The following is a 13,597-nucleotide window of genomic DNA, read 5'->3' as shown; positions in this document are numbered from 1 at the left end:
GCTACTGCGCCGCCGAGGCCGGTGACCCCAGCGGGTTCTTCCCGGTCGGGGCGTCCGCTGCGGCGTCGACCGGCTCGCCGTCCTCGCCGGGCGGCGTCTGCGGCACCACACGGACGGCGACCAGCCAGCTCACCAGCGACATGGTCGCCGCGGCGACCACCAGCCCCACCATCAACCCGGTGCGGCCCCACACGGCGGTCAGGGCGACGGGCAGGACCACCGCGATCGGTGCCACGCCGATGCGCACGCGCAGCGCCGCCTTGGTGTTGCGCGAGCCGCGCATCGCCAGCAGCGCGCCGTGGGTGATGCCGAACAGCACCATCTGCGCGCTCACCGCGGCCACCAGCCAGCCCGAGCCCCACGACTCGCCGAACAGCGCCCGGCCCACGTCCTCCGGCAGGAGTACCAGAGCCGTCCCGTAGACGACCGCCACCCCGGCCAGCGCCAGGGAGGCCAGCCGGCCGATGCGCAGCGCCCGGCCGGCGTCGGACTCCACCGCGCGCGCCACCATCGGCAGGCAGATGACGCTCGCCGCGGCGACGGTGATGTTCAGCGGGCCGTTGGCGACCTGGGCGGCCTTCAACTGGCCCAGCAGGGCCGTGCCCGCCACCAGCGGCAGCACGAAGATCGTCAGCTGCCCCGAGCCGGACGAGAGCGCGAAGTCGCCGAGCAGCGGCCCGGAGACCGGCCACATCGCCTTGAGCCGCGCCCGCAGCTGCACCGGCTCCCGCCGGATGCCGAAGGCGACCAGCCCGATGAGGTCGGCCAGCAGGGCGCCGAGGATCCACAACGCCAGCACCGCTGCCGTCCCCGCGATCGCGCCGGTCAGCGCCAGGACGGTGGCGACGACCATGACCACCAGCCACACGCCGTCCAGCAGCACCGCCCGGCCCGGCCGCTGCTCGAGGAAGCCGACGTAGCGCAGCGCGTCCTGCAGCAGCAGGACGGGCAGGCCCAGGAAGAACACCGCCCAGGCGAGGTCCAGCGGCGTGGCCAGCAGCAGCAGCCCCACCGGGATGCCGAGCGCGCCGACCGCCGTCGCCGACACCGCGGCGACCAGGTGCACCGGTGCGCCCTTGAGCACGTTCCGCTGGGTGATGAGCAGCGGGTCCAGGACGGCGGCGCGCGTCCCGCCCAGCAGCAGCCAGTAGATGCTGTAGATCAGCGCGAACTCACCGAAGACGGCGGCGCTGACGCCGGTGGCGATCGCCACCGACAGCAGCATGTTGCTGGCGCTGGAGATCGCCTGGTCGGCGACGGTGAGCCCCCGGCTGACCAGCTTGCCGCCGCGCACGGCCCGGCCGACGCGTCGGATCACCACGGGCGGGCGTGGGGGGTCAGCGGCACGGCAGGGGAGATCGGCGGATCGCGCTCAGCCGGCGCGGCGGCCGAGGGCCCGGTAGGTCCAGCCGGCGGCGGTCCAGGCCTCGCGGTCGAGGGCGTTGCGCCCGTCGAGGACGCGCTTCTGCTTGACGACCCGGCCGAACGCCTCCGGGTCCAGCTCGCGGTACTGCTTCCACTCGGTGAGCACCAGCACGGCGTCGGCGCGCTCGGCGGCCTCCTCCGGCGTCGCCGCGTAGTCCAGCTGCGGCCACTGCCGGCGGCTGTTCTCGATCGCGGCCGGGTCGGTCACCCGGACGACGGCGCCCTGCAGCTGCAGCTGCGCGGCGACGTTGAGCGCCGGCGAGTCGCGGATGTCGTCGCTGTCGGGCTTGAACGCCGCACCCAGGACGGCGACCCGCTTGCCCAGCAGCGAGCCGTCGCAGACCTCGCGGGCCAGCTCCACCATGCGGATGCGGCGACGCATGTTGATGTTGTCGACCTCGCGCAGGAACGTCAGCGCCTGGTCGGCACCGAGCTCACCGGCGCGGGCCATGAAGGCGCGGATGTCCTTGGGCAGGCAGCCGCCGCCGAAGCCGAGGCCGGCGTTGAGGAACTTGCGGCCGATCCGGTCGTCGAAGCCGATCGCGTCGGCCAGCAGCTTCACGTCGGCGCCGGTTGCCTCGCACAGCTCGGCCATCGCGTTGATGAAGGAGATCTTCGTGGCGAGGAACGAGTTCGCCGCCGTCTTCACCATCTCGGCGGTGGCGTAGTCGCTCTCCACCTTGGGGGTGCCGCGCTCGACGATCGGCGCGTACACCTCGTCCAGCAGCGCCCGGGCGGTGTCGCCGTCGGCGCCGGCGGGCAGGCCGTACACCAGCCGGTCGGGGTGCAGCGTGTCCTGCACCGCGAAGCCCTCGCGCAGGAACTCCGGGTTCCACGCCAGCAGGGCGCCGGGCGCCTTGGCCGCGATCAGCTCGGCCAGCTGCGCGGCCGTGCCCACCGGCACGGTGGACTTGCCGACGACGAGCTCGCCGGGGGAGAGGACGTCGAGCAGCGACTCGACCGCGCCCTGCACGTAGCGCATGTCGGCGGCGTACTCGCCCCGCTTCTGCGGGGTGCCGACGCAGACGAAGTGGACGGTGGAGCCCGCCGCGTCGGCGAAGTCGGTGGAGAACCGCAGCCGGCCGGTGGCCAGGGTGCGCTCCAGCAGCTCCTCGAAGCCGGGCTCGAAGAAGGGCGCCTCGGCCTTCGCCAGCGAGGCGATCTTGGCCTGGTCGACGTCGATGCCCACGACCTCGTGACCGATCTCGGCCATCGACGCGGCGTGGACGGCGCCCAGGTACCCGCAACCGATGACCGAGATCTTCACGCAGTGCTCCTGTGGTTCGAGTCGAGGTGCTCCGGCACGTCGGCCGGGGCGGTTCCCCCGGTCCGTCCGCCGCGGGCCCCCGCCATGGTCGACCACGCACCGGTCCGGACGCCAGCCCGGCGGCCACGGGGAAGGGCAGAAAGCCGCACGCAGACCCGAACGGGTGTAGTGCCGGGCGCTGCCGCCCGGGAGGGTTGCCGCGGCGTGGCATTGTCGGGGGTCGGCCCGCGTGGAACGCTCCGCGTCGGACCGGGAGGAACGGTACCGCCCGGGCGGGGGCGGCCGGCTGGCGGAAGGGGCCGAGGTGGGCGACGCGCTGACCAGGACCGTGCCGCGCACGTTGGCGGTCTGCATCCTCGCCGTCGCGGGGCTGACCGCCGCCGCGGCCTACCAGCCCGTCCTCGTGCTCCTCCTCGTGGCCGCCGTCCCCGTGTTCGTCTGGGGCGTCAACCACCCCAAGCGCTTCATCGCGGCCGCCGTCCTGGTCAGCATCTTCGGCAAGACGGCCGCCCAGGTGACCGGCAGCGCCACGGTGGACCTGCTCGACGAGCTGGCCATCGCCGCGTCGCTGCTGGTCTGCGTCGGCCCCCGGCTGCTCCGCGGCCAGCCGCTGCGCAGCTTCCCCGGGCTGGTCTGGTGGGCCGTCTACGGCGTGCTCGGGGTGGTCAGCGGGCTCGTCGCCGGCGTGCCGCTCGTCGTCCTCGGTTCGGGCGCGGCGCTGGCCGGGAAGGGCATGCTGCTCGCCCTCGCCGTGGCGCAGCTGCGGTGGACCGCCGACGACGTGCGCCGCCTCGCCAAGGGCGGGGTCGGCGTCCTGCTGTTCATCATCGCCTGCTGCCTGGTCAACCTGGCCGTCCCGCAGACCTGGCAGAGCACGGTCGGCAACATCGACCAGCTCAGCTTCCGTGCGGCGATCCCGTCGCTGATCGGCCCGTTCGTCGAGCCCGGCACGCTCGGCATCATGGCCGCGCTGGGCTTCCTCGCCGTCGTCGCGTGGAACACCACGATGGGCTCCACCCGCTTCACCTGGCTGCTCTCCGCCGGCATGGCCCTGGTCGCGGTTCTCTCGTTCCGGCGCAAGACCTGGCTGGGGATGATGGGCAGCTTCCTGTGGCTGACCTCCCGCGCCGGCCGGTCGGGTGTCTTCGCCGGGGCGCTCACCGCGGTCACCGGCATCGTCATCCTCTTCTGGTCGACGCTGCTCAACGCCCTGCAGGGCATCGTCGCCACCTACATCGACGAGTCCGAGGGCACCGCGGCGCGCACGCTGATGACCCGCGACTCCTTCTTCGTCGCCCAGGACTACTTCCCGCTCGGCGCCGGCTTCGGCCGCTTCGGCTCCGACACGGCCTCGGAGTTCTACAGCCCGCTGTACCTCGAGCGCGGTTACCAGAACGTCTGGGGTCTCTCCGAGCGCACCGGCAACGCGATGTTCCTGACCGACACCATGTGGCCGGCGGTCCTCGGCGAGAGCGGCTTCCTCGGGATGCTGGCGTTCCTGCTCGCGCTCGTCGCCGTCTTCCGGCGGCTGCGGCGGCTCTCGCGGGACGACGAGCCGATCGCCCGCTTCCTGGGGCTCACCGGTATCGCCTGGATCGTCCAGTACCTGCTGGAGTCGACCGGCAACCCGGTGTTCGTCTCCCCGCCGTCCTACATCCCCCTCTTCCTCCTGATCGGCCTGCTGGGATCCTTCGGTGGCCGCACCCCCGGCAGCGACGCCGACGCCGGCTCCGCCGGGCAGCCGGCCGCCGCCGGGCGCGGGGACGTGGACCGGGTCACGCGGCCGGCCACCGTCGGCTGAGCAGGGCCACTCCAACCGGCGACATCGCGAGCACGAGGGCCGTTGCGCGCCCGGGCCCCATTACGCTTCGGTGGTGCCACCACGACGGGATCGAGCCGAACCGGCAGGTGAGAGGGTGGAGCTGTCCGCTGCGCTCAGCGGCGAGCGCGCGCTCCTGGTCGCCTCGACCGGTGGTCACCTCGCCCAGATCGTGCGCTGGTCCGAGCGGTTCGGGCTCCACCCCGACTCCGTCTTCGCCACCTTCGACTCCGAGCAGAGCCGGTCGCTGCTGCGCGGCCGCCGCGTGGTCACCCTCGACTACGTGCCCCCGCGCGGCCTCGTGCCGGCGGTCCGCGCCGGCATCCGGCTGCACCAGGTCACCCGCCGCGAGCGCTTCGACGTCGTCCTGAGCACCGGGGCCGCGGTCGGCGTCGCGGCCTGGGCCATCGCGCAGCTGCGGCGGCTGCCGTTCGTCTACATCGAGAGCGTCTCGCGCTTCGACGGGCCGTCGGCGACCGGTCGCATCCTCGAGCGGCTCCCGCGGGTGCAGCTCTACACCCAGCACGCCGCGTGGGCCGACCGCCCCGGGTGGCAGCTGGGCCCCTCGCTGCTCGACGACTTCACCGCGGTCCCGGCGACCGACCGCCCCGCCCGGGACGGCGACGGGCGCCGCATCTTCGTCAGCCTGGGCACCATCAAGCCGTTCCGCTTCGACGCGCTGGTCGACGCCGTGCGCGACCGGCTGCGGCCCGGTGACACCGTGACCTGGCAGCTGGGGGTCACGACCCGCGACGACCTGCCCGGCGACGTCAACCAGGAGCTGCGCGCCGAGGAGTTCGACCGGCTGGTGGCCGACAGCGACGTCTTCGTCACCCACGCCGGCGTGGGCACGCTGCTCCGCGCGCTCGAGCTCGGCGTGCGGCCGGTCGTCGTCCCGCGGGTGGCCGCGCGCGGCGAGCACGTGGACGACCACCAGCTGCAGGTGGCCCGCGAGCTCGCCGAGCGCGGGCTGGTCCTGCTGCGGGAGCCCGACCAGCTGACCAGCGAGGAGCTCGACCCCTCTGGTGTGGTGATCCGCCGATCCGGGGACACGCCGGCGTGAGCCGCCCCACGCGACGTGCGCTGCGCGTGACGCAGATCGGCAACGCGTCGCAGGGGCGCGGCGGCGTCTCCTCCGTGGTGCGCACCACGAACACCTGGGCCGGCCCCGACCTCGAGGTGCGGGAGTGGCCCACCTACTGGCACGGCGACCGGCGGCGCACCCTCACCGCCTTCGTCCGGACGGTGTGCAACGTCCTGTTCAGCAGGGTGGAGCCCACCGACGTGTGGCACTTCCACCTGACCCAGCAGGGCTCGTTCCTGCGCGAGGGCCTGCTGCTGGCCCTCGCCCGCCGGCGCGGGGTCTGCTGCACCGTCCTGGTGCACGGCTCGCAGTTCGTCGCCTTCGCCGAGGGCAACCGCCGGCTCGCCCGGTTGGTGCTGCGCCAGCCCGCGGTGGTCTTCGTGCTCACCGAGCCGGCCGCCGAGGTGCTGCGCTCGCTCGGCATCGACGCGGTGCGGGTGGCCAACTCCGTGCCGATCGAGGAGGACCCGGTCGGCGCGGACCGCTCGGACTTCGTCTTCGCCGGCGAGATCGGGCCGCGCAAGGGCGCCGACGTGCTCCTCGACGCCTGGTCGGCCGCCCGGCTCGACGGCCAGCAGCTCATCCTCTTCGGCGAACTCGCCCCGCAGTTCCAGCTGCCCGACCCGCTCCCGACCGGGGTGGTGTTCGAGGGGCCGGTCTCCCCCGAGGAGGTGCGCGCCCGCCTGCGGACCGCGGTCGCGCTGGTGCTGCCGAGCCGGGCGGAGGCGATGCCGATGATCATCCTGGAGTCGATGAGCCTCGCGACCCCGGTCATCGCCAGCGACGTCGGCCAGATCGCCGAGGTGGTCGACGACACCGGCATGGTGGTGCCGCCGGCCGACGCCGACGCGCTCGGGACGGCGATCCGCCGGATGGCCGGCTCCCCGGAGCTGGCGCACGGCCTCGGCCGCCGCGCGTGGGACCGTGTACGGGAGCGGCACTCGAACGCCGTCGTCCGCCGGGTGTTCGTCGAGCACTGGTGGAACTGCGTGGATGAGGCCCGATCGGGTGACGCCACGCGGCCCGATCCGTCCGACAATATCTAGCCTGGTGCGCCCAGGAGCTGCTCGACACGGCTGGGGCAGCAGCCGCGGAACCCGTGCGACGACCGCGGCTGCGGCCCACACCGGTGGGCCTCGATCATCGGAGACGAGGAAGTAGTGGAACTCAGAGACACCATGGCGGCGTTCCGGGCCGGGTGGTTCCTGCCCGTGATCGGGATGCTCCTGGGTGGGGGCATCGGGGCCGCGATGGCCCTGGTGATGACGCCGACCTACACGTCGTCGGCGCAGGTGTGGGTGACCTCGACCGACGCCACCTCCACCACCGCCGCGTTCCAGGGCAGCCAGTTCGCGCAGAACCGGGTGGCCTCCTACGTCCAGATCCTCGGCAGCGAGCGGCTGGCCGACGGCGTCATCGAGCGGCTGGACCTGGACCTCACCGCGTCCGGCCTGCAGAGCCGGGTCGAGGCCTCCGTGGTGCCGGACACCACGGTCCTGGGCATCGTGGTGACCGACACCTCCCCGCAGCGGGCCCGCGACATCGCCGCGGCGGTCGCCGACGAGTTCACCGAGCTGGTGCTCGAGGTCGAGACGACCACCACGACCCCCACCGACCCCGAGGTCGAGCCGGTGACGACGGTGCCGGTGAAGGTGACCGTCCTCGACACCCCCGAGGTCGCCGACGAGCCCACCGCCCCGAACCTCTACGCCAACATCGCCGTCGGGGTGCTCATCGGCCTGCTCGTGGGCCTCGTGCTCGCCTACGCCCGGGTGCGCATGGACCGCTCCGTGCGCGACGCGAAGGTCGCCTCCGACGTCGCCGGCGCCCCGGTGATCGGCACCATCGCCCGCGACCCCAAGCTCGCCACCGGCCACGTGCTGGAGCGGAACAGCCGGTCCGGCACCGCCGAAGCCTTCCGCCAGCTGCGCACCAACCTGCAGTTCCTCAACGTGGACGAGCCGCCGCGGGTGATCATGGTGTCCAGCGCCGTCGCCGCCGAGGGGAAGAGCACCGTCGCGGTCAACCTCGCGCTCACCCTCGCCGAGGGCGGGCACCGGGTCGCGCTGGTCGAGTCCGACCTGCGGCACCCCCGGGTCGTCCGCTACCTCGGGCTCGTCGACGGCGCGGGGCTGACCAGCACCCTCACCGGCGCCGCCGACCTCGACGACGTCCTGCAGCCCTACGGCGACCGGCTCTCGGTCCTCGGCGCCGGGTCCATCCCGCCGAACCCTAGCGAGCTGCTGGCGTCCGGCCAGCTGCGCACCGTGGTCGAGCGGCTGCGGGCCACCCACGACTACGTCATCGTCGACACGCCCCCGCTGCTCCCGGTCGCCGACGCCAGCGCCGTCGCCGTGGTGATGGACGGCGTGCTGCTGGCGGTGCGCCAGGGCAAGACCCGGCGGGAGGAGCTGGAGCGCGCCGCCGCCGTCCTCGACCGGGTCGGTGCGCGCACGCTCGGCGTCATCCTCACGATGGCCCCGGCGTCGTCGTCGCCGCAGTCGTACGGCTACGACGGGGACGCCCTCACGGAGCCCGAGCCGAAGCCCCGGCCCGCCGCCGCGCAGCAGCAGCCCCAGGCGCCGGGTGACCGCACCCGGGGCGAGGAGGCGGCGCGCCCCGCGGACACGACGCGGGGATCGGGGGGGCCGGCGACGGATCCGGCCGGCACGCGGGTCGAGGTGCCGCGCGTGCCGGCCGGCGACCCGGCCGGCGCGACCCGGGCCGAGGTGCCGACCGGGCCGTCGACCACCGAGATCCCCGCGGTGGGCAAGGGCTCGCCGTCGCAGCGCTCGGACTCGACCAGCCGCGGTTGACCGGCCTGGCACGCTGAGCCCGCGTGCGCGGTCACGGGTGTGACCTGCATCGCTGACAGTGCGTGAGTGCTCCGATCCGTTACGTACAGTCATGTAGTAAGCGAGCCAAATCGTCACAGAACCGCTAACGTCGAGTCCGGCGGTCCGGCAGGACGAGGTGATGGAGCCTCGCTGTTTGCTTCTGCTCACTCTGCGTGACCTATGGGTGGGGCAGCGTGGTGTCCGGGTCGCCCGGACGACCAGACGCGACGCACCCAGGAGGCTCGGACAACCCATGCAGGTTTCTCACGACCACACCGCTCGTGAGGTGCTGCCGGCCACGGTGCGGACCCGCTTCCCCGGCCTGCGCCGCCTGCGGGGCGAGGGCACCCAGGCGCGCCGGGCGTGGCGCACGGCCTACGTGCGCAGCATCGTGCTGGGGGACGCGGTCGCCGCCGTGCTCGCGGCGACGATCGGCTACTTCCTCCGGTTCGGCACCGACGTCGACGGCGCGGCCGCCTACTCGCTGTGGGCGGCGCTGGCGATGCCGGTGGTGTGGGTGGCCGCGATGCACATCGGCCGCAGCTACGAGGAGCGCTTCCTCTGGGTGGGCGCCGAGGAGTTCCGGCGCGTGCTGCACGCCGCCGCGGTGCTGCTGGCCGCGGTCGCGATTGTCTCCTGGGGCCTCGACCTGCGGGTCGCCCGCGGGTTCGTCGTCATCGCGCTCCCGGCCGCGACGGTGCTGACGCTGCTGCAGCGCTACCTGCGCCGGCAGGCCCTGCACCGGGCGCGCACCGGTGGGGCGTTCCAGCAGACGACGGTCGTCGTGGGGCACCGCAACGCCGTCGCCTCGCTGCACGCCGAGCTGGACCGCGCCGGCTACCACGGCTACCGGGTGATCGGCTGCTGCCTGCCGGACGGCAAGGCGGCCGAGGGCCCCACCGACTTCGACGGCCTGCCGGTCCTCGGCGGCCTCGACGAGGTGCTCGACGTGGTGCAGCGGTTCGAGGTCGACACCGTCGCCGTCATGCCCTGCCCCGAGCTGGACGGCCCCTCGCTCCGCCGACTGGGCTGGGACCTGGAGAAGACCGAGGCCGAGCTGCTGCTCGCCCCCGCGGTGACCGAGGTCGTCGGCCCCCGGGTCGCCATCCGCCCGGTGTGCGGGCTGCCGCTGCTGCACGTCGAGCGGCCCGAGCTGCGCGGGGTGCGCCGGCTGGCCAAGACGGCCGTCGACGCCTCACTGGCGGCCGCGGCGCTGCTCCTCACGCTCCCGCTCTTCCTCCTCATCGCGCTGGCGCTGAAGACGACCAGCCGCGGGCCCGTGTTCTTCAAGCAGACCCGCGTCGGCCGCGACGGGCAGACGTTCTCCATGCTCAAGTTCCGCAGCATGGTGCACGGCGCCGACAAGATGTCCGAGGTGCTCGAGGCCGACAACGACGGCAACGGCGTGCTCTACAAGCGCAAGGTCGACCCGCGCGTCACCCGCGTCGGCCGGGTGCTGCGCCGCTACTCCCTCGACGAGCTGCCGCAGCTGCTCAACGTGCTGCGCGGCGACATGAGCCTGGTCGGCCCGCGCCCGCCGCTGCCCAGCGAGACCGAGCGGTACGGCTTCGACATGCGCCGCCGCTTCCTGGTCAAGCCCGGCATCACCGGCCTGTGGCAGATCAGCGGCCGCTCGGACCTCTCCTGGGACGACTCGGTGCGCATCGACGTCCGGTACGTGGAGAACTGGTCGCTGAGCTTCGACATGATGATCCTCTGGAAGACCCTCGGCGCGGTCCTCCGCGGGCGCGGCGCCTACTGAGCGCCCGCCGCCGTCCGCCAGCACGCGCGGATGTCGGCGAACATGGTGCGGGCGTCGAAGCCCGCCGCCCACGTGCCGTAGGCCGCCCGGGCCATCTCGTCGCGCAGCGCGCTGTCGCCGAGCAGGCGCAGCAGGTGCTCGGCGAGGGCGTCGACGTCGCCCGGCGGCAGGAGGAAGCCGTTCACCCCGTGGGTGACCAGCTCCTCCGTGGCGCCGACCGGCGTCGTCACCGCCGGGATGCCCCGGGACATCGCCTCGATGACCACCATCGGCAGCCCCTCGGCGTGGCTGGGCAGCGCGAGCAGGTACGCCGTCCGCAGCAGCTCCTGGGCCTCCGCCCGGGGCAGCGAGCCGGCGTAGGTGACCCGCCCCGGCCGGGCCCGGACGGCCTCCTCGACCAGCGCGACGACGCGGGGGTCGGCCGGCGGGCCGGCGATGACCAGCTCCACGTCGGGCAGGTCGTCGAGCCGCTCGAAGGCGCGCAGCAGCTCCGGCACGCCCTTGCTCTCGTCGATGCGGCCGAGCAGGACAACCCGCTTCGGGCGGTCGGGCGGCCACGGCGTCACCGGTGGGGCGCCGTCGGCCACGCCGTTGTGCACCACGTGCACCCGCTCGGCGGGCACGCCCAGCTCCTCGGTGACCAGCTGCGCCCACGGCCCACCGAGGACCACGACGTAGGCGGCGCGACCGTAGAACCGCTCGATGCGGCGCCGGAGAGCCGGGGAGGTCTCCGCGAGGAAGCCGCGGTAGCCCGCCCCGTGCAGGTGGATGCCGTACGGCAGGCCGCGCAGCGCGCACATGCGGGCGATCGCCATCTTCCGCCAGGTGCTGCCGCGGCTGGCGACGTGCAGGTGCGCGACGTCGGCCCGGGCCGTGCCCGCGGTGAGGAGGGACCGGGCGAAATGCGCGGCGCGCCGGGGCACGGGACCGACGCCGCCGGAGTCCACGACCCGCAGGTGCACGGGCGTGCCGTCCAGGCGGTTCTGCGTCTCGAGCTCGGCGACGACCGAGGCCATCCCGCCGGGCTGGTCGCCGGTGGGGCCGACGCTCAGGACCCGGAGGGCGCCGTCGTCGTGGTGGTCGTGGTGGTCGTCGTCGCGGTCGGGACCGGTGCTCGGAGCGGGCATCGTGCCGGGATCACCGGGCCGGGACGTCGTCGAGGTCGGGCAGCGTCCACTGCTCCCCGAGCCAGGCGTCGAAGGTGGGCGGCTCGAAGGGCAGCACACCCCCGCCCGGGTACGGGGTGTACTCGCTGAACCAGATCACCCCGTCGACGTTGTAGAGGTCGACCCGCATGAAGTCGAAGGGGCGGGCGAGCACCTCCGCCGCGTGGTTCAGGGCGGCCAGGTTCTCCGGCGGGGGGCTCGGCTCGCCGCTGCCCAGGGCGGTCGCCACGTGCAACGGTTCCCAGTCGGCCGTGTAGAAGGTGCGCGAGTGCTGCTTGGTGAAGCGGCCCGTGTCCACGGACATCGCGGCGATCTTGCCGTCGAACATCAGGTACTTGTAGTCGTCGGGAGGCGTGACGCCGTCGCCGATGGCCTCCTCGACGACGTAGAGCGGCCGCGCCTGGCTGTAGGCCCACTCGCCGAGCAGCACGCTCTGGTCGTCGCGCAGCCAGTTCCTCGTCGCCGCGATCGTGCGGGCGTCGACCGACTCGCCGGCGGCGCCGAAGCGGACCAGCCCGCTGCGGTGGTTGGGCTTGAGCACCCACGGCCGGTCGAACGCCCGACCGGCCACCTCGGTGAGGTCGGTGCCCGACCAGAAGGTCTCCGGCACCCGGATGCCGGCCTCCTCGGCGACCTCGGCCGCGTGCTCCTTCATCGCCAGCTTGTCGCACGTCCAGGCCAGCAGCGGCCGCCGGTCGTGCATGATCCGCCAGTTGATCTTCTCCCCGAAGGTCTGCGGGTCGCGCAGCCGCGGGAGCCGGCCGTGCCCGGCCAGGAAGAGGTACCGCCGCCGCAGGGGGAGGGGGAGGACCCCGGCGATCCTGCGGTGCGCCGGCTGGAAGAAGTGTCGGAGGTTCTCGTTCAAGCCGCTCCGGGGCATCCGGAACCCCTCCTGGTGTGAGACGTGGGCACGACGGCGGTGTCTGCTCCCGGGCGCCCGATCGGGGTGTCCGGTGTCGCGTCGACCCTAGTACCCGGGCTCCGGCGTGGCGTTTCTCCGGAACCGAACCACCCCATCGGAGGTTTCGGGAGGTGGGCGGCGCCGATCAGACTGGGGACGTGCCCGACCAGGAGACCGTCCCGACACCCGTCACCGTGCTGCTGGTCTGCACCGGCAACATCTGCCGCTCGGCGATGGGCGAGGGGCTGGGGCGGGCCTACCTGCGCGGGCTGCTCGGCGACGCCGCCTCCGACCTCCGGCTGGTCAGCGCGGGCACCCGCGCGGTCGCCGGCTCCGCGATGCACCCCCGCAGCGCCCTGGTCATCTCCGGGTACGGCGGTGACCCCGAGGGGTTCGTGGCCCGGCAACTGGAGCCCGGGATGGTGGCCGAGGCCGACCTCGTCCTCACCCTGACCCGCGAGCACCGCCGCTCGGTGCTGGAACTCGTGCCCCGGGCGCTGGCGCGGACGTTCACCCTCCGGGAGGCCGCCGCGCTGCTCGACGCGCTGGGGGACCGGCAGCCGGAGGGGGAGGGGTTCGCCGACCGCGCCCGCGGGCTGGTCGCCGCCCTGGCCGCCGCCCGTCCCGGGCGCCGCGGGGAGGACGGCGACGACATCGCCGACCCGATCGGCCGCTCCCTCGAGGGCCACGAGGAGGTCGGGCAGGCCGTCGCCGACGCGCTGCTGCCGGTGCTCGCCGCCCTGCTCTCGCTCCACCCCGCCGTCGACGGCGACGTGGCGCCGGGGCCCGTGCGGATCGCCGCCCACCGCGACCAGGGCGGCGCCGACGTCCCCTCGGACGAGCCGGGGGCCGGGAACGCGTCGCTGCCGGCGGCCCTGGACCACCGGTCCGCGGGCCCCGGGCGGGCCCGGCGTGCGTTCGGCGCCTTCGGGCGACGTCGGCGTCCGGCGAGCTCCTAGTACCCGTCACGGCGCCAGGCCGGCCAGGGCCTGGCGTCGGGGCAGTGTGCGCAGACGCGCCATCCCCGTGCCGAGAACTGACCGTCTGCGCACCCCGTCGCCACGGCGGCGCGCTGCGCCGGGCTCCTAGCGGGGAACGGGCGGGGCGGCGGTCCACTCCGAGGGCACGAAGTCGGGCACCGGAACGGCGTCCGCCTGCCGCTCGTCGGCCGTGCGCACGGTCCGGCCGACGGCGAGCGCCAGGAGCACGGCCAGCACCGTCCACGCGGCCCCGAGGACCAGCACCCACGTCATGGGACCTTCTTAGGCGGGCCGGAGCGCCCGGACGGGATCCGACGCGGGCAGAACCTGCCGAAAAAGTCCACCCCCGCATGTTT

General features: G+C 74.1%; 11 protein-coding genes. 6 read left to right on the top strand and 5 right to left on the bottom strand.

Annotated features, from left to right (window positions below):
* Window position 1 precedes the first annotated feature (1 nt).
* Both ACI79W_RS15855 and ACI79W_RS15850 read right to left on the bottom strand, forming a co-directional pair.
* A complete protein-coding gene (locus tag ACI79W_RS15855) occupies window positions 2-1,318 on the bottom strand; it encodes a hypothetical protein (protein WP_456563050.1) in 1,317 nt (438 codons plus the stop codon).
* 54 nt (window positions 1,319-1,372) lie between these two features.
* Complete coding sequence (locus tag ACI79W_RS15850) at window positions 1,373-2,692, bottom strand: UDP-glucose dehydrogenase family protein (RefSeq protein WP_456563049.1); 1,320 nt, start codon at window positions 2,690-2,692, stop codon at window positions 1,373-1,375.
* Window positions 2,693-2,921: 229 nt separating this feature from the next.
* Between ACI79W_RS15850 and ACI79W_RS15845 the strand changes: the two genes are divergently transcribed.
* The 5 genes from ACI79W_RS15845 to ACI79W_RS15825 all read left to right on the top strand — a co-directional run bounded on the left by ACI79W_RS15845 (window position 2,922) and on the right by ACI79W_RS15825 (window position 10,194).
* Window positions 2,922-4,493, top strand: a complete 1,572-nt coding sequence (locus ACI79W_RS15845) for a hypothetical protein (RefSeq protein WP_456563048.1) — start codon at window positions 2,922-2,924, stop codon at window positions 4,491-4,493.
* 115 nt (window positions 4,494-4,608) lie between these two features.
* Window positions 4,609-5,574: a glycosyltransferase gene (locus tag ACI79W_RS15840; protein WP_456563047.1), complete on the top strand. Its 966-nt coding sequence runs from the start codon at window positions 4,609-4,611 to the stop codon at window positions 5,572-5,574.
* Window positions 5,571-6,641, top strand: coding sequence for a glycosyltransferase family 4 protein (locus ACI79W_RS15835; RefSeq protein ID WP_456563046.1), 1,071 nt, complete (start codon window positions 5,571-5,573; stop codon window positions 6,639-6,641). The genes ACI79W_RS15840 and ACI79W_RS15835 overlap by 4 nt, the downstream gene beginning before the upstream one ends.
* 114 nt (window positions 6,642-6,755) lie before the next feature.
* Window positions 6,756-8,411, top strand: a complete 1,656-nt coding sequence (locus tag ACI79W_RS15830; RefSeq protein WP_456563045.1) for a polysaccharide biosynthesis tyrosine autokinase — start codon at window positions 6,756-6,758, stop codon at window positions 8,409-8,411.
* 274 nt (window positions 8,412-8,685) lie between these two features.
* Window positions 8,686-10,194: a sugar transferase gene (locus tag ACI79W_RS15825; protein ID WP_456563044.1), complete on the top strand. Its 1,509-nt coding sequence runs from the start codon at window positions 8,686-8,688 to the stop codon at window positions 10,192-10,194.
* Here the strand turns inward: ACI79W_RS15825 and ACI79W_RS15820 are convergent.
* Together ACI79W_RS15820 and ACI79W_RS15815 are read right to left on the bottom strand one after the other, a co-directional pair.
* Entirely contained in the window at window positions 10,188-11,321 is a 1,134-nt protein-coding gene (locus ACI79W_RS15820) for a glycosyltransferase family 4 protein (protein ID WP_456563043.1), read from the bottom strand. The two genes, ACI79W_RS15825 and ACI79W_RS15820, sit on opposite strands and share 7 nt — an antisense overlap.
* Window positions 11,322-11,331: 10 nt before the next feature.
* Window positions 11,332-12,225: an ATP-grasp fold amidoligase family protein gene (locus tag ACI79W_RS15815; RefSeq protein ID WP_456563042.1), complete on the bottom strand. Its 894-nt coding sequence runs from the start codon at window positions 12,223-12,225 to the stop codon at window positions 11,332-11,334.
* A 194-nt stretch (window positions 12,226-12,419) separates the two neighbouring features.
* Between ACI79W_RS15815 and ACI79W_RS15810 the strand changes: the two genes are divergently transcribed.
* A complete protein-coding gene (locus ACI79W_RS15810) occupies window positions 12,420-13,220 on the top strand; it encodes an arsenate reductase/protein-tyrosine-phosphatase family protein (protein ID WP_456563041.1) in 801 nt (266 codons plus the stop codon).
* A 126-nt stretch (window positions 13,221-13,346) separates the two neighbouring features.
* Here the strand turns inward: ACI79W_RS15810 and ACI79W_RS15805 are convergent, their stop codons facing one another.
* On the bottom strand, window positions 13,347-13,514 hold the full coding sequence (locus ACI79W_RS15805) for a hypothetical protein (protein ID WP_456563040.1): 168 nt from the start codon (window positions 13,512-13,514) through the stop codon (window positions 13,347-13,349).
* Window positions 13,515-13,597 lie beyond the last annotated feature (83 nt).

This window comes from Blastococcus sp. SYSU DS0533 (assembly GCF_054050775.1).
This window is presented reverse-complemented; position numbering and strand designations above follow the sequence as displayed.